At 50.9% G+C, this 16,920-nt stretch carries 17 protein-coding genes; 2 read left to right on the forward strand and 15 right to left on the reverse strand.

Annotation, left to right across the window (positions count from 1 at the left end; genetic code table 11):
* Positions 1 to 2: 2 nt before the first annotated feature.
* From rplV to rpsL, 10 genes are all read right to left on the reverse strand, one after another.
* Positions 3 to 413 carry a 50S ribosomal protein L22 gene (gene rplV / locus E7747_RS02320; protein WP_123615509.1) on the reverse strand — a complete coding sequence of 137 codons (411 nt, stop codon included), beginning with the start codon at positions 411 to 413 and terminating at the stop codon, positions 3 to 5.
* Between the two features lie 54 nt (positions 414 to 467).
* The gene (rpsS, locus tag E7747_RS02325; RefSeq protein WP_107031214.1) at positions 468 to 737 is read right to left on the reverse strand and encodes a 30S ribosomal protein S19; all 270 of its coding nucleotides are present in this window, start codon (positions 735 to 737) and stop codon (positions 468 to 470) included.
* Between the two features lie 26 nt (positions 738 to 763).
* Positions 764 to 1,591: a 50S ribosomal protein L2 gene (rplB, locus tag E7747_RS02330; RefSeq protein WP_123615510.1), complete on the reverse strand. Its 828-nt coding sequence runs from the start codon at positions 1,589 to 1,591 to the stop codon at positions 764 to 766.
* A gap of 8 nt (positions 1,592 to 1,599) precedes the next feature.
* Positions 1,600 to 1,890, reverse strand: a complete 291-nt coding sequence (gene rplW, locus E7747_RS02335; protein WP_123615511.1) for a 50S ribosomal protein L23 — start codon at positions 1,888 to 1,890, stop codon at positions 1,600 to 1,602.
* Positions 1,891 to 1,916: 26 nt separating this feature from the next.
* Positions 1,917 to 2,537 (reverse strand): 50S ribosomal protein L4, encoded by a 621-nt coding sequence (rplD, locus tag E7747_RS02340; protein ID WP_123615512.1) that lies wholly within the window; start codon positions 2,535 to 2,537, stop codon positions 1,917 to 1,919.
* Positions 2,537 to 3,154, reverse strand: coding sequence for a 50S ribosomal protein L3 (gene rplC / locus E7747_RS02345; RefSeq protein WP_123615513.1), 618 nt, complete (start codon positions 3,152 to 3,154; stop codon positions 2,537 to 2,539). Before rplC ends, rplD begins: the two co-directional genes overlap by 1 nt.
* Before the next feature lie 79 nt (positions 3,155 to 3,233).
* Positions 3,234 to 3,539, reverse strand: coding sequence for a 30S ribosomal protein S10 (rpsJ, locus tag E7747_RS02350; protein ID WP_107031209.1), 306 nt, complete (start codon positions 3,537 to 3,539; stop codon positions 3,234 to 3,236).
* Positions 3,540 to 3,565: 26 nt separating this feature from the next.
* Positions 3,566 to 5,692 carry an elongation factor G gene (gene fusA, locus E7747_RS02355; protein WP_123615514.1) on the reverse strand — a complete coding sequence of 709 codons (2,127 nt, stop codon included), beginning with the start codon at positions 5,690 to 5,692 and terminating at the stop codon, positions 3,566 to 3,568.
* Positions 5,693 to 5,750: 58 nt separating this feature from the next.
* On the reverse strand, positions 5,751 to 6,227 hold the full coding sequence (gene rpsG, locus E7747_RS02360) for a 30S ribosomal protein S7 (protein WP_123615515.1): 477 nt from the start codon (positions 6,225 to 6,227) through the stop codon (positions 5,751 to 5,753).
* A 185-nt stretch (positions 6,228 to 6,412) separates the two neighbouring features.
* Positions 6,413 to 6,796 carry a 30S ribosomal protein S12 gene (rpsL, locus tag E7747_RS02365; RefSeq protein ID WP_016562585.1) on the reverse strand — a complete coding sequence of 128 codons (384 nt, stop codon included), beginning with the start codon at positions 6,794 to 6,796 and terminating at the stop codon, positions 6,413 to 6,415.
* Positions 6,797 to 7,191: 395 nt separating this feature from the next.
* Between rpsL and metG the strand changes: the two genes are divergently transcribed.
* A complete protein-coding gene (gene metG / locus E7747_RS02370; protein WP_136413869.1) occupies positions 7,192 to 9,234 on the forward strand; it encodes a methionine--tRNA ligase in 2,043 nt (680 codons plus the stop codon).
* 155 nt (positions 9,235 to 9,389) lie between these two features.
* On the forward strand, positions 9,390 to 10,427 hold the full coding sequence (locus tag E7747_RS02375; protein ID WP_123615517.1) for an asparaginase: 1,038 nt from the start codon (positions 9,390 to 9,392) through the stop codon (positions 10,425 to 10,427).
* Between the two features lie 101 nt (positions 10,428 to 10,528).
* Here E7747_RS02375 and cysK read toward each other — a convergent pair whose 3' ends face one another.
* The 5 genes from cysK to E7747_RS02400 are packed head-to-tail and all read right to left on the reverse strand — an operon-like array spanning position 10,529 to position 16,881.
* Positions 10,529 to 11,458 carry a cysteine synthase A gene (cysK, locus tag E7747_RS02380; protein WP_136413870.1) on the reverse strand — a complete coding sequence of 310 codons (930 nt, stop codon included), beginning with the start codon at positions 11,456 to 11,458 and terminating at the stop codon, positions 10,529 to 10,531.
* Between the two features lie 59 nt (positions 11,459 to 11,517).
* Positions 11,518 to 12,228 carry a RadC family protein gene (gene radC, locus E7747_RS02385; protein ID WP_136413872.1) on the reverse strand — a complete coding sequence of 237 codons (711 nt, stop codon included), beginning with the start codon at positions 12,226 to 12,228 and terminating at the stop codon, positions 11,518 to 11,520.
* A 60-nt stretch (positions 12,229 to 12,288) separates the two neighbouring features.
* Positions 12,289 to 13,329, reverse strand: coding sequence for a glycosyltransferase (locus E7747_RS02390; RefSeq protein ID WP_136413874.1), 1,041 nt, complete (start codon positions 13,327 to 13,329; stop codon positions 12,289 to 12,291).
* 53 nt (positions 13,330 to 13,382) lie between these two features.
* Positions 13,383 to 14,513, reverse strand: a complete 1,131-nt coding sequence (nspC, locus tag E7747_RS02395; RefSeq protein ID WP_136413876.1) for a carboxynorspermidine decarboxylase — start codon at positions 14,511 to 14,513, stop codon at positions 13,383 to 13,385.
* A gap of 31 nt (positions 14,514 to 14,544) precedes the next feature.
* Positions 14,545 to 16,881, reverse strand: a complete 2,337-nt coding sequence (locus tag E7747_RS02400; protein WP_136413878.1) for an ATP-dependent helicase — start codon at positions 16,879 to 16,881, stop codon at positions 14,545 to 14,547.
* Positions 16,882 to 16,920 lie beyond the last annotated feature (39 nt).

Here is a 16,920-nt window from a genome sequence, read left to right on the forward strand (position 1 = left end):
TGTTAAGCTTTAGCGTTTTTGTTATCAATTGTGTCAACAATCAATGTGACGTGGTTTGCGCGTTTGCGGATACGGTAGCCACGGCCCTGCGGAGCAGTGCGGAGACGCTTGAGCATAGGAGCACAGTTTACATAGATTGTGCTGATATAAAGCTCGCCGGCGTCAGCCTTGCGTTCGTTCTTGGCTTCCCAGTTGGCGATAGCCGAGCGGAGGAGCTTTTCGAGGCGGGCAGCAGCTTCCTTATTAGAAAATTTCAGGATACCGAGTGCACGGTTGACCTCTACCCCGCGAACCATGTCAGCGACAAGGCGCATTTTGCGGGGGGAGGTGGGGATGTTGAGGAGCTTTGCGAAAGCTACCGTCTTCTGTTCGGCTTTCCTGAGGTCGGCTGAATTTCTTTTTCTTACACCCATTTTATTGTAATTCTTTTCTTTTTTACAAATGAATTAGTTATATCAGGGCCCAAATTATTTCTTGCGGTTACCGGAGTGACCACGGAAGGTACGTGTGGGAGCGAACTCACCGAGCTTGTGGCCGACCATGTTTTCAGTAACGTAGACAGGGATAAATTTGTTACCGTTGTGAACTGCGAAAGTATGACCTACAAATTCGGGGGCGATCATTGATGCACGGCTCCATGTTTTGATAACCGACTTCTTACCGCTCTCTTCCATTGCAGCGACCTTCTTTTCGAGCTTCACGCTGATAAACGGGCCTTTTTTTAATGAACGACTCATGATAAGTGTTGCTAATTTAAATCAGATTACTTTTTTCTTCTTTCAATGATGTACTTCGAAGAATGTTTCTTCGGGGCACGAGTCTTAAGACCCTTAGCGTAAAGACCCTTGCGAGAGCGGGGATGACCACCTGAAGCGCGGCCTTCACCACCACCCATCGGGTGATCGACAGGGTTCATAACAACGCCACGGTTGCGGGGACGACGGCCGAGCCAGCGTGAACGGCCGGCTTTACCGGAGCGTTCGAGCGAGTGCTCTGAATTGCCGACAACACCGATAGTGGCGCGACATGCGGCGAGGATCTTGCGGGTTTCACCCGAAGGTAATTTGACGATGGCGTAGGTGCCTTCACGAGATACGAGCTGGGCGAAAGTGCCTGCCGAACGAGCCATGAAAGCGCCTTGGCCGGGACGCAACTCAATGTTGTGGATGAGCGTACCTACAGGAATGTTTGCCAGCGGGAGGCAGTTTCCTACTTCCGGCTGAGCCTCGGGTCCTGAAAGGAGTTCATCACCAACCTTTAAGCCGTTGGGTGCAATGATGTAAGCTTTAGCACCGTCTTTGTAGTAAAGGAGGGCGATACGGGCCGAACGGTTAGGATCGTACTCGATGCTCTTCACTACTGCGGGAACACCGTCTTTTGTTCTCTTAAAGTCAATGATGCGGTATTTGCGCTTGTGGCCACCACCAAGGTAGCGGGTGGTGAGATGGCCTTCGGAGTTACGTCCTCCGGAGGCCTTTTTGCCGACTGTAAGAGATTTTTCCGGTGTAGTAGCAGTGATGGTACCTTTAAATACACCGATAACTTTGTGTCTCTGCCCAGGTGTTGTGGGCTTGAATTTTCTTACTGCCATTTTTATATTTAGATATTGCTATAGAAGTCAATATTCTGTCCTTCTGCAACAGTAACAAGCGCTTTCTTCCAAGCGGCAGTCTTGCCACGGAGCAGACCGCTCTTGGTCCAGCGAGACTTGTTCTTGCTGCGGACATTGATGGTGTTTACGCGAACCACATTAACGCCGTAGAGCTTCTCGACGAGGGCCTTGATCTGATATTTGTTAGCCTCAGGAGAAACGGCGAAGGTGTAGCGGTTAAGCTTCTCGATGAGATTGCTTGCCTTCTCTGTTACGATGGGTTTGATTGAGATTTCCATTGTCAAAGTTGTTTTCTCTGGTGAGGTTAGATTTTATTAATGAAATCAAGGCTGCTCTCGGTTACGATAACAGCGTTGGAATTCATGAGCGCGTAAGTATTGATATCCGATACGACCATAGTCTGGGCATAGGGGATATTACGTGCTGACAAAGTTACGTTTTTATTTTGACCCGGTAAAACGAGAAGGATTTTTTTGCCGTCAACTTTAAGATTTTTAGCAAAATTTACGAAATCTTTAGTCTTCGGTGCCTCGAAGTTGAAGTCTTCAACCACGATGAGCTGTGAATCCTGCACCTTGTAGGTCAACGCACTTTTGCGAGCGAGCTGTTTCACTTTCTTATTCAACTTGAAGCGATAGTCACGGGGACGGGGACCGAACACGCGGCCACCACCAACGAGGACGGGCGAGTTGATGTCACCGATACGGCTGCCGCCGCCGCCCTTCTGCTTGTGGAGCTTGCGGGTAGATCCCGAAACTTCGCTGCGTTCCTTGGATTTGTGAGTACCCTGACGCTTGTTGGCGAGATACTGCTTCACATCGAGATAAACGGCGTGCTCGTTTGCATCTACTGCAAAAACTTCGTCGCTGAGCTGAGCTTTGCGACCGGTGTCTTCACCTTTGATATTGTAAATTGCGACTTCCATTATTTCTCAATTAAAACGATTGAACCTTTACTTCCGGGGATTGAGCCCTTGATGAGGAGCAGATTGTGTTCTGCGATCACTTTGAGCACCTGGAGGTTTTGAATTGTCACTTTCTCGTTGCCCATCTGGCCTGCCATACGCATGCCTTTGAACACCTTTGCGGGATATGAGCAGGCGCCGACCGAACCGGGAGCGCGAAGGCGGTTGTGCTGACCGTGAGTGCTCTGGCCTACGCCACCGAAACCGTGACGCTTAACCACACCCTGGAAACCTTTACCCTTCGATGTTCCCTGGATATCGACGAAGTCATTCTCGTTGAAGAGGTCAACGGTGATGGTGTCACCGAGATTGTACTCGCCGTCAAATCCTTTGAACTCGGCCAAGTGGCGCTGGGGAGCTACTCCGGCTTTCTTGAAGTGACCGGCCATAGGGGCGGTGGTGTGCTTGTCTTTTTTCTCTACAAAGCCAAGCTGCACGGCCTCATAACCGTCTTTGTCAGCCGTCTTAATCTGAGTAACTACGCAGGGGCCTACTTCGATAACAGTGCACGGCACATTCTTGCCGTCGGCACTGAAAACGGATGTCATTCCGATTTTCTTTCCTAATAATCCTGGCATTTCTCTTTGATTTAAAATGTGAACTGTTGTGGGAGTTTGTTGTGATTTTTACTTAATCTTTCCGGTTGTTCCGAGGCGATTACACCTTGATTTCCACTTCGACACCTGAGGGAAGTTCGAGCTTCATGAGAGCGTCGACGGTCTTGCCGGTTGAATTGTGGATATCGATGAGACGCTTGTAAGACGAAAGCTGGAACTGCTCACGTGACTTCTTGTTGACAAAAGTCGAGCGGTTGACGGTGAAGACACGGCGGTGTGTGGGCAGGGGTATAGGCCCGCTGATCACAGCGCCGGTTGCTTTTACGGTCTTCACAATCTTCTCGGCCGACTTGTCAACCAAGTTGTAATCATAAGATTTAAGTTTGATTCTGATTGTTTGGTCCATATCTTTGTTGAATGAAAGTGTTTGTCTTACTTGATGAGGTCAACACGGCCCTGACATTCGGTGAGCACGTTCTTTGCAATCGAGCTGCTTACCTCTGCATAGTGGCTGAATGTCATGGTTGATGTCGCACGGCCTGATGTGATTGTACGGAGTGCAGTCACATAGCCGAACATTTCGGCGAGAGGAGCCTTAGCTTTCACGATACGTGCGCCAGAACGGCTGGTTTCCATGCCTTCCACCTGACCACGACGCTTGTTGAGGTCACCAATAACGTCACCCATGCTCTCTTCGGGAGTAACGACTTCTACCTTGAAGATAGGTTCGAGAAGCACAGGGCCTGCCTTTTCAGAAGCCTTCTTGAAAGCCTGGATAGCACAAAGCTCAAATGAAAGCTGATCCGAGTCAACCGGGTGGAATGAACCGTCGATTACGGTCACCTTGAGCTGATCTACGGGGAAGCCTGCGAGCACACCGTTCTTCATCGCTGCTGTGAAGCCCTTCTGGATAGAGGGAATGAATTCCTTGGGAATGTTACCGCCCTTGACTTCATCAACGAACTGGAGACTGCCTTCGAAGCCTTCGTCAACCGGCTCAACGCGAACGATGATGTCGGCGAACTTACCACGACCACCGGTCTGCTTCTTGAATACTTCGCGAAGTTCAACGGGCTTGGTGATTGCTTCCTTATATGTTACCTGAGGACGGCCTTGGTTACATTCGACCTTGAATTCACGACGGAGACGGTCGATGATGATATCGAGGTGAAGCTCACCCATACCAGAGATGACTGTCTGACCGGTCTCTTCGTTAGTCTCGACACGGAATGTGGGATCTTCCTCAGCGAGCTTCTGCAGACCGACACCGAGCTTGTCGAGGTCCTTCTGTGTCTTAGGCTCTACTGCGATACCGATAACGGGATCGGGGAATTCCATTGCTTCGAGAACGATAGGATGGTTTTCGTCGCAGAGAGTGTCACCGGTGCGGATATCCTTGAAACCTACGCCTGCGCCTATATCGCCACAGTCGATTGAATCCTTGGCATTCTGCTTGTTCGAGTGCATCTGAAACAGACGGCTGACACGCTCTTTCTTGCCTGAACGGCTGTTGAGCACGTAGCTGCCGGCCACAACATCGCCTGAGTAGACACGGAAGAATGTAAGACGGCCTACATAGGGGTCAGTAGCAATCTTGAATGCGAGGGCACACATCGGTGCGTCAGAAGAAGGCTCACGGGTCTCAACCTGATCGGGATCTTCGGGATTTGTTCCTTCTACAGCGCCTGAGTCAACCGGACTGGGAAGATAAGCACATACAGAGTCAAGGAGACACTGAACACCCTTGTTCTTGAACGAAGAACCGCAAATCATGGGGACAACCTCCATCTTGAGGGTAGCGTTGCGGAGTGCACGACGGATTTCATCCTCAGTGATGGTAGAGGGATCATCGAAATACTTCTCCATGAGAGCATCGTCGAACTCGGCAATCTTCTCAAGCATCTTGTCGCGCCATTCTTCAGCTTCTGCAACAAGCCCTGCGGGGATCTCTTCGACAGAGTAGTCGGCACCCATTGATTCATCGTGCCAGAAAATGGCCTTCATCTGGATAAGGTCGACAACACCCTTGAATGTCTCCTCAGCTCCGATAGGAATCTGGATAGGACAGGGATTTGCGCCAAGGACATCCTTGAGCTGGCGTACCACCTCAAAGAAGTTCGCACCCGAACGGTCCATCTTGTTGACATAACCGATACGGGGTACATTATATTTGTCAGCCTGACGCCATACGGTCTCAGACTGAGGCTCAACACCACCTACAGCACAGAATGTAGCGACAGCGCCGTCAAGCACACGGAGCGAACGTTCAACTTCGACAGTGAAGTCAACGTGTCCCGGAGTGTCAATAAGGTTGATCTTGAACTGTTCTCCTGCATACTTCCAGAAAGTAGTGGTAGCGGCAGAAGTGATTGTGATACCACGTTCCTGTTCCTGCTCCATCCAGTCCATGGTGGCAGCGCCATCATGCACCTCACCGATCTTGTGGGTAAGACCGGTATAGAAGAGGATACGTTCTGAAGTGGTTGTCTTACCGGCATCGATGTGAGCCATGATACCGATATTACGGGTATATTTTAAATGTGCGTCTGATTTAGCCATTTTTGTTTTGTGAATCTAAATGTCCAATGAAAAATTTATTTCTGATTCAAACTTCGGCTTAGAAACGGAAGTGTGCGAAGGCGCGGTTAGCCTCGGCCATCTTGTGCATATCTTCCTTACGCTTGTAAGCACCGCCCTGATCATTGAATGCGTCTACGATTTCGGCAGCCAGCTTGTCAGCCATAGTCTTGCCGCCACGTTTGCGTGCGTAGAGGATAAGGTTTTTCATCGAGATAGACTCCTTACGGTCGGGACGGATTTCGGTAGGCACCTGGAAAGTTGCACCGCCCACGCGACGTGATTTCACCTCCACTTGGGGAGTGACATTTTCGAGAGCTTTTTTCCAGATCTCAAGCGCGGTCTTCTCTTCGTTGGGAAGTTTTGCCTTCACGAGTTCGAGAGCAGAATAGAAGATGGTGTATGAAGTGTTCTTCTTGCCGTCATACATGAGGTGGTTAACGAACTTCGATACTCTCACGTCATTAAACACGGGATCGGGGAGAATCACCCGTTTCTTTGGTTTTGCTTTTCTCATTTTTTGAGCAAATGTTTTGTTTTTGGTTGCTTGGTTGCTGCATCTTTAATCTTCAACGGCCGCCCCTCCGGGCGCCATTTACTCAACCTTTGATGTTTTAGCCTTCCAATCAAATCAAAAACGAGGGGTTAACGACTCTGTTTTTAATTTAATTAATTGATTTTCAGAAAAGGAGTGCGAAAGAATTATTTCTTAGCAGCCTTGGGGCGCTTTGCTCCGTACTTGCTGCGACGCTGGGTGCGGTCCTTAACGCCACTTGTATCGAGCGTACCGCGGACAATGTGGTAGCGCACACCGGGGAGGTCCTTCACACGACCACCGCGAACGAGTACGATTGAGTGTTCCTGAAGATTGTGGCCTTCACCGGGGATATAGCTATTGACTTCCTTGCCGTTGGTGAGGCGCACACGAGCCACCTTACGCATAGCCGAGTTAGGCTTTTTGGGGGTGGTGGTGTACACACGCACACAAACGCCACGACGCTGCGGGCAAGAGTCAAGTGCGGGTGATTTGCTCTTATCTTCAAGAGCCACGCGTCCTTTTCTTACTAATTGCTGAATAGTAGGCATCTTAGTTTATTTTGGTTTATTAATTAGTGATTAGAAGTGTTTTCTTTTCTGATTCATATATCCATCCATACTTATCCCATTGACTCACAAAGAGTTAATGATGACATAAAGACGGATTGCTCCTAAAAGCGTTGCAAAATTACAACTTATTTTCCTAACTGCCAAACATTTCCGCTTTTTTTCTCATCAACTTCTTTTCGATTGTTGTTTTTACGAAAAAACCGGTTGCAAAAGTGGAATGTGTTATGACAAACAACGTTTTTTGAAAGATATTTAAGTCAGAAACACTCAAAATTTCCTGCGCATGTGATGTTTTTACTTAAATATACACTAATTTTGCACTTTAAAACAAGAATCACAATATTTTTCGCATAATTTCATCTCAACAGACTATAATGGAAAAGAAATTCAAGCGCACCCTTATCACCACTGCCCTACCCTACGCCAACGGGCCTGTCCATATCGGACACCTTGCAGGAGTCTATGTCCCGGCCGACATATATGCACGCTACCTCCGCCTCCGCGGCGAGGACGTGGTCATGGTAGGCGGCAGCGACGAGCACGGCGTGCCCATCACACTGCGTGCACGCAAGGAGGGCATCACCCCGCAAGAGGTAGTCGACCGCTACCACACCATAATCAAGGACTCGCTTGAAGAGCTTGGTGTCAGCTTCGACATATATTCACGCACCACATCGAAACTCCATCATGAAACTGCTTCTGAATTCTTCCGCCACCTCTACGACAAGGGAGAGTTCACCGTCCAGACTGCGCTCCAGCCCTACGACGAGAAGACCGGCGAATTTCTTGCCGACCGTTATGTAGTCGGTACTTGCCCGCGCTGCCACAATGAAAACGCCTACGGCGACCAGTGTGAGGCATGCGGTTCGTCGCTCAATGTCACCGACCTCATCAACCCGCGCTCTGCCCTCACCGGCGAACCTGTGAAGATGCGCGATACCACCCACTGGTATCTCCCACTCAACAAATGGGAAGGCAAGCTCCGCGAGTGGATTCTCGAAGGCCACAAGGAGTGGAAGACAAATGTCTACGGCCAATGCAAGTCATGGCTTGACGCCGGACTCCAGCCACGCGCCGTCAGCCGCGACCTTAAATGGGGTGTGCCTGTTCCCGTGGAAGGAGCGGAAGGCAAGGTTCTCTACGTATGGTTTGACGCTCCGATCGGCTACATCTCCAACACAAAGGAACTCCTTCCCGACTCTTGGGAAAAATATTGGAAAGACCCCGAAAGCCGCATCATCAATTTCATCGGTAAAGACAACATCGTCTTCCACTGCATTGTCTTCCCCTCAATGCTCATGGCCTACGGCGACAACTTCCAGCTGCCCGACAACGTGCCGGCCAACGAATTCCTCAACCTTGAGGGCGACAAGATTTCGACATCACGCAACTGGGCTGTATGGCTTCACGAATATCTACGCGACTTCCCCGGGAAACAGGACGTACTCCGCTACGTGCTGACAGCAAACGCACCCGAGACAAAGGACAATGACTTTACTTGGGCTGACTTTCAGGCACGAAACAACAACGAACTTGTGGCCATTCTCGGCAACTTCGTGAACCGCGCCGTCGTGCTCACCCATAAATATTTCGGTGGAGTAGTTCCCGTACGCGGAGAAATGAGCGACACTGACAACGAAGTCTTCGCCGAGCTTAACCGCATAAAGGGCGCTCTTTCAGAGGCACTCGACACATTCCATTTCCGCGAAGCCTTGAAACAGGCTATGGAAATTGCACGTCTCGGCAACCGTTACCTACAGGAAACAGAACCTTGGAAGCTCGCCAAGTCTGATATGACACGTACCGGAACAATCCTCAACGTGGCTCTTCAGCTCTGCGCGAATCTTGCCATAGCATTCGAACCGTTCATACCCTTCTCGACCGGGCGTCTCGCCAAGATGCTCAACATCGGCAAACTTTCATGGGATATGCTCGGCCAGACTGAGCTCGTGGCCGAAGGCTCTGAAATCGCACCTGCCGAACTTCTTTTCGATAAAATCGAAGATGCAGAAGTCCAGAATCAGGTTCAGAAACTTCTCGACACAAAGAAAGCCAACGAAATCGCGGCATGGAAGGCCCAGCCTCAGGCCGAGACCGTGGAATTTGACACATTCGCGGCCTGCGATCTCCGTGTAGGAACTGTGGTTGAATGCGAGAAAGTGCCAAAGGCCGATAAACTGCTTCGCTTTCTCATCGACGACGGTCTGGAAAAACGAACCATTGTCTCAGGCATCGCCAAATTCTACAAACCGGAAGATCTCGTCGGCAAACAGGTATGCTTCATAGCCAATCTCGCCCCGCGCAAGCTCAAGGGCATTGTTTCCGAAGGCATGATTCTCTCGGCTGAGAACTCCGACGGCTCAATCGTGCTTCTTTCACCGTCTGCGACAGTAGCTCCCGGAGCAAAAATCGGTTAGTACATGGCTTTTGGGTTTAAAGCCAAAACCGATAATGTTTCAATATTATATTTAAGGCAGGTAACGAGGCCGGAATTTCCAATCCGGCCCGTTACCATCCTTAATTTCTCAAAGCACATATCACAAGTTAACCTTTCCAACACATACCTTTACCAATGATTCATACACATAAACCCCGGCTTCTTATAATCTATACCGGGGGGACAATCGGAATGATCGAGAACCCGGAGACTCACGCTCTCCAGCCTTTCGATTTCAGCCACCTGATTGACAACGTACCTAAAATCAAAAAGCTCGATTACGAAATTGAAAACATCCAGTTCAATCCTATCGACTCAAGCGACATGGATCCTGCCGGATGGGCTGAAATAGCGACTGCCATCGCTGACAACTACGATAAGTATGACGGATTTGTCGTTCTTCACGGCACTGATACAATGGCCTACACAGCTTCGGCCTTGTCTTTCATGCTCGGCAATCTCCACAAACCGGTCATCATCACCGGATCGCAGCTACCTATCGGAGAAGTCCGCACCGACGGAGAGGAAAATCTCATCACAGCCCTGCAGATCGCAGCAGCAACGACATTCAACGGATCGCCGATGGTTCAGGAAGTAGCCATCCTTTTCGAAAACTATCTTTGGCGTGGAAACCGTTCGACCAAAATGAGTGCCGACAACTTCAACGCTTTCAAGAGCAACAACTATCCGCAACTGGCTAAAATAGGCCTTGGCATCCATTTTGCAGAGGAAGCGCTCTGGCGTCCGAAAGAACGCAAACCGCTCGCACTAAATACAAATATGGACCGCGGTGTAATGTTCATTGACCTGCATCCGGGAATGACGCAGCAGACACTCCGCTATCTGCTCCACACTCCTGACATACGCGGAATCGTTCTTCGCACCTATGGAGCCGGCAACGCCCCGACATCCCGATGGTTCATCGAGGAAATCGCTCAGGCCGTACAGAGAGGCATAGTGATTGTAAACGTCACTCAATGTGTAAACGGGGGTGTCCACCACCGTCGCTACGTCGCAGGCGACAAACTGGCTAACGCAGGTGTCATCTCAGGTCACGACATGACCTCTGAAGCGGCCATTACCAAACTTATGTACCTCTTCGGACTTGGCCTCACACCTTCCGCCGTGGCCACACGCCTTGCGACAGACATCTGTGGAGAAGTGACACTCTGAGCGGATAGCCTGCTTATATCGACATACACTAAAAGCTGCCTTCTTGCCGAAGATGAAGGCAGCTTTTAGTATTATAGACTATGATATATTACCGACTAACCTTAAGCGAAAAGTTCGGTCGAGAGATAGCGTTCGCCCGTGTCAGGGAGCAACACCACAATATTCTTTCCGGCATACTCCGGCTGACGGGCAAGCGAAGTCGCAGCATGGAGAGCCGCCCCCGACGAAATTCCTGCCAATATGCCCTCTGTACGAGCCAGACGGCGGGATGCCTCGTATGCTTCCTCGTTCTCTACCGTTATCACTTTGTCGACAACACTTCTGTCAAACGTATCGGGAATAAATCCCGCCCCTATACCCTGAATTTTATGTGTTCCCGGCTTACCGCCGCTTATGACAGGCGAACCGGCCGGTTCTACAGCGACAATCTCAATGGCAGGGTTCTTGGATTTTAGAAACCGTCCCACTCCGCTGATCGTACCGCCCGTTCCGACCCCACCGACAAACACATCCACATGCCCGTCGAGAGCCTCCCATATCTCCGGGCCTGTAGTGACAAAATGGACAGCCGGATTTGCCTGATTGGAGAACTGCCCGAGGATTACAGCCCCCGGGGTTGACTTGCGGATTTCCTCTGCCTTGGCTATAGATCCTTTCATGCCTTCCGCACCGGGAGTCAACACGATTTTTGCACCAAGAGCCGCAAGAAGCTTCCGTCTCTCCACGCTCATTGTCTCAGGCATTGTCAGTATGACCTTGTACCCACGGGCCGCGCCGACAAGGGCGAGACCGACACCTGTATTTCCGCTCGTCGGCTCTACGATAGTGGCATCCGGTTGCAGCAATCCTTCTTGTTCCGCCATGTTTATCATATTGAGTGCGACACGGTCCTTGACCGAACCTCCGGGATTGAACGCCTCCAACTTGGCATAGATTGTTGCAACAGTTTTTTCAGATTTGTCATACGCGCCGAGCTTCACCAAGGGCGTATGACCGATAGTCTCAAGAATCGAGTCCGCGATTTTTTTCATAAATAGTTTTGACGTTAAAATTATGGTAAATAGTATAACAAGGCTGACAGAATACAGGTTCACAACTTCCCTTCGTCAGCGTAGGAATATGATTTGTCGCGTGCGATTATAACATGGTCAAGCACACGCATGTCAAGATAGGCTGCCGCTTCTTTTATTTTAGAGGTAAGACGGTCATCTTCGCCACTCGGTTTCGGGTTTCCCGACGGATGATTATGTACGAGTATTATGCCCGAGGCAAGACAATCGACAGCACGTTTCATAAGCAGCTTCACATCAACGACAGTTCCCGCAGTCCCACCCTGCGATAGACAACGCCTGTATTTGACTCTATTGCTGCGCGACAGCATCAGAACCCAGAATTCCTCATAATCGAGGCCTTCGAGTGAAGGCGACATAAGCGACACCACGTCGGTGCTTGACCTGATTGTCACTTCCCGGTTTTCAGCCATCTGCTCGCGGTTACGTCTGCCAAGTTCGAAAGCAGCCGCAAGACACACAGCCTTGGCCGGACCGACTCCTTTATATTTTGCCATCAGCTCGTCCATGCTCAGACGTGCGAGATTATCGACACGGTTATCACAGTCACGCAAGATCGACCGGGCAAGATCCACTACCGAAAGCCCGGGCAGCCCTCCGCCGAATATCAGTCCGACGAGTTCGGCATCACTCAGTGCGCGTATTCCAAGATTCAGCGCTTTTTCACGGGGCTTTTCGTCATCACCGAGGTCGTGAATCCGACGGTTGGCAAAAGGAGAGAGGGTTTCCATTATCTGAATTTGATGATTAATGAATTGACGATTGGAATTAAATGGACTTATGGGGCGCGGTCACTTTCCTTTGCGTATAAGGATTTCTTCTTCTACGTCACGCCCCTTCCCGAGTATGATTTTGAGAAAATAAGCCTTGATAAAACCGCATCCGTAGCCACAAATCTGGATAACACTCGCAGGGACTGCCTTGGCGGCAATTGCAACCGACCGTGTGCTTACGAGTGCAGTGACAAATATAGCAAGAAAATAGACAGCCAATGGAAGCAGGAACCACGGACTGACAAAAATCGAGAGCAGCAACAAAACCACCCCGATGATAACCGCGATTGCCGGAAGCGCATGGACGGCTTTGAGCGAACCGGGATAAAGCAATTTGAGAGTGATGCGCGACATCCCGAAAACATATACCTGACGCAGGAACTTGCGGAAATCTACCCTGCGCTTATGGTAAACGAAAGCAGGCCGGATAAGCGCGATACTGAATCCGGCATTACGGATGCGCGTCGACATGTCGATGTCCTCTGAAAACATTTCCCGAAAGCCCCCTACCCTTTCGTACACCCTTCGCGAATACCCCATGTTGAACGTGCGCGGAACAAACTTCTCAAGGCTGACCTTGCCGCCACGGATTCCACCCGTGGTCAGAAAAGAGGTCATGGCGAAATTGATAGCCTTCTGCGTAGTCGTAAACGATTCGTGAGCCGAGTCAGGGCCTCCGAAGCAATCCGTAGGATTAGCGTCAAGCTCCCGGGTAAGCACTGAGAAATAGTCGGGGGGTATCACACAGTCACTGTCAAAGAAGATGAAATATTCTCCGGCTGCACGCTCCAGACAGTAATTACGGGCTATGGAACGCCCCTCGTTCTCCTTGAAATAATATTTCACATCTATCCCTTCAGCCTCGCGCACAGCATCGAGACATGGCGCGGTCGATCCGTCCTCGACGATTATGACCTCAAAATTTTTAAGGCTCTGCCGGGAAAGGCTGTCAAGAAGGTCACGCACCTCGTCGATTCGGTTGTAGACGGGGACGATGACCGAGAATCGCGGACGCACTTCCGCCTGATGACCGTCTGTAACAGTTTTCGTTATATCCATAGCTGAAACGTGGGATTATGAAGATTGGATAGAATATAGAATATGGCGAGACCTCAGCTCATCCGGTGCTTGTAGTCCTCGTATGTGAACCGTCGCAGATATGTGCAGTCTCCGTTGATGTCACACATAACGATGTCAGGATGCTGAATTCCGTTGAACATGGTGGTCTTTACCGTAGTGTAGTGGTTCATGTCCTCAAGCGTCAGCCTGTCGCCCGCCTTCAGCGGATTTCTGAAACACCAGTCGCCGACATAATCTCCGCTCAGACATGAATTTCCGCCGAGACGGTAGCGCGGAAGCCCTTCGGCCTCCTCAACGCTCTCGGTGATGGCCGGTTTATAGGGCATTTCAAGACAGTCGGGCATGTGGCATGCAAAGCTCGCATCAATGACAGCTGTCTTTATTCCCTGATTGTCCACTATGTCGAGAACTTCCGTAATCAGATCGCCGGTACGCCACATCCATGCGCTCCCCGGCTCAAGCACTACACTCAGCCACGGATAACGCGAACGGAAACCGCGAAGCACCTCTATCAGATGAGCCGTGTCATATCCCTCGCGGGTCATGAGATGTCCGCCTCCGAAATTCACCCATTTGAGCTGTCGGAAATAACATCCGAACTGTTCCTCAAAGGCATTGAGCACTTTTGCGAGATCATAACTTGAGCTTTCACACAAGGCATGGAAATGAAGCCCCTCGATCCCTTCGGGGAGCACTCCGCCAAGCTGCTCGGCAGTGACCCCGAAGCGCGAGCCGGGAAGTGCGGGATTGTAGATTTCAGTCTCTATGACCGAACACTGCGGATTGACCCTCAGTCCCGGCGACACTCCGGCCGCCAAAGTCCGCTGTCCGTATCGTTCCCATTGGCTTAGGGAATTGAATGTGAGATGCGTCGCACGAGAGAGAAATTCATCTATCGTCTGTTCGGTATACACCGGACAGTAGACATGCGCCTCGCCTCCGAGTTCCTCATTTCCGAGACGAAGCTCATTGAGCGAGCTTGCGGTGAAATCCCGGTTATACTCGCGGACAACAGGAAAACTGCGCCACAGGGCGTTGGCCTTGAAGGCCATGATGATATTGACACCGGCCTCGCGCTCTACGCGTGTAATCAGTTCAAGATTCCGGCGCATGCGGTCCTCGTATACTATATAATATGGTGTGGGTAGCTCAGAGGCTTTCATATATTATTTTCGTTTTTATAGCATTTTAAATTTATCCCACTATCGCGAATTTTGCAAATTTCAGCATCAGTGTCCTCTCGTCGGTAGAGTCAAACTTCACCGTTATGCGTGCATCAGGGCCGGAACTGTCGATCTTGACAATCAAACCGCCTCCGAACTTCGCATGTTCGATTCGCATATTCTCCGAGAGTTCTCCGACGCTATGGACGGTGTAGTCGCCTCCGGCAGCCGATGATGCAGTCGCTCCGGCCGTGGTTGCCTGACGCGAAGAAACCGGACGGGGGGCTGTGATTCCGGGCGAACGCAGCGAATTCAGACTACGGGCGCTACCGGCCATTGAAGCTGCATAGTTGACCGTCGGGCGGACTTTCGGAGCTGACGCGCCGAGAACGTCGTTGGTGGAGAGCCGGAGAAATTCCGGATCGATGTCACCGAGAAATCGCGAAGGGCGGCAGGCGACCGTCTGTCCGTTTCGGAAACGCGAACCCGCATAACTGAGCATACAGAATTTACGGGCGCGGGTAATGGCCACATACATGAGGCGACGCTCCTCTTCAATCTGTGCCGGCGAGTCCTGAGCCATAGCCGAAGGAAACAGTTCCTCCTCGACACCGACAACAAACACATTATTGAACTCAAGCCCCTTCGCAGCATGGACAGTCATTAGCGTAACACGCTCCTCGTCGCTGTCGGAATCAGAATCCTGATCGGTGGCAAGCGAAACTTCGGCCATGAAATCGGCAAGACCTGTCGCGCTGTTTCCCTCCTCCGTCCGTGTTTCGACAAATTCCTTCACACCGTTGAGAAGCTCCTGCAGGTTATCCTGTTTCGAGATGCTTTCGGGCGTATTATCGTGAAGAAGCATTGTGAAAAGCCCGGTGCGGTCGATTATCTCTGTCGCGAGCACCGACGCATCGTCTCCGCTGCGATTGCTCTGCACAAATCCGGCTATCAGCCCGGCAAAGGCATCAAGCTTGCGCATAGTTCCGGCATTGAGGCCGGCAGGATGTAAGTCGGGTTGCTGAATCACAGTCCAGATGCTTACATTATCGTCGATGGCACGACGGACGAGCCTGTTGACCGTCGTCTCCCCTATGCCTCTCGCCGGAAAATTTATGATACGCTTCAAAGCTTCGTCATCGTCTGGGTTCAGAGCCATACGGAAATAGGCGATAGCGTCTTTCACCTCCTTACGCTGATAGAACGAAAGTCCGCCGTAGATTCTGTAAGGGACATTGCGCTTGCGCAACGCCTCTTCAAGCACACGGCTCTGGGCGTTGGTGCGGTAAAGTATGGCAAACTCCTCGGCACTGTCGCCCGACCGCATTTTTAGCTGCGATACACGCGATGCTACCTGATAAGCCTCCTCGAAGTCGCTGTAACACTTCACCACCTCAATCGGCACGCCCTTTTCGTTCTCTGAATAGACCTGCTTCGGAATCTGGTCGCGGTTCTTGTCGATGAGCGAGCCGGCGGCGTTTATGATGTTGCGCGTCGAGCGGTAGTTGCGTTCGAGCTTGAATGTCGAGAGGTCGGTGTATGTGTGGCGCAAGTCGAGGATGTTGCGTATGTTTGCACCACGAAACGAGTAGATGCTCTGCGCGTCATCGCCAACGACACACAGCTTGCCGCTTTCGCGGGTGAGCTGTGTCACGATCACATGCTGTGCGAAATTGGTGTCCTGATACTCGTCGACAAGCACGTAGCGGAAAAACTCCCTGTAGTGGCGCAGCACATCGGGATTGTCGCGCAGCAGCACGTTGGTATAATAGAGCAGGTCATCGAAATCCATCGCACCGCTTGCGACACAGCGGTCACGGTAGGCACGGTAGACGGCATACATCTCCGGGCGCTTGGCTCGGCGGTCAGCTTCAATCACGTCGCGACTGATGGCATAGTCCTCAGGAGACACAAGAGCGTTTTTCGCTCCTGAAATCGCCGAAATCACAGCCGCCGGCTTATAGATTTTCTCATCGAGCTGCATATCTTTCACAATCGTTTTGACAAGCGACTTGCTGTCAGCGGAGTCATAGATAGTGAAATTGCTTTTGAAACCTATAAGTTCGGCGTTGCTGCGGAGAATACGGGCGAATATCGAATGGAAGGTTCCCATCCAGAGCTTGGAAGCTGTCTCGCGTCCGACGAGCTCTTCGATGCGCTCGCGCATCTCTCGCGCGGCCTTGTTGGTAAAGGTCAAAGCCAAAATGCGCCAAGGCTCAAAGCCAAGGCGCAGAAGATGTACTATTTTATAGGTGAGCACGCGGGTCTTGCCTGAACCTGCGCCCGCAATCACGAGTTGCGGACCGTCGCAGTATTCAACGGCAGCACGCTGCTGCTCATTAAGTCTGTCAAGATAATTTTCAGCCATTTAATGCTTGAAGCACATATAAAATTTTCTATTATCGGC

Source organism: Duncaniella dubosii, from assembly GCF_004803915.1.
Classification (GTDB): Bacteria; Bacteroidota; Bacteroidia; order Bacteroidales; family Muribaculaceae; genus Duncaniella; species Duncaniella dubosii.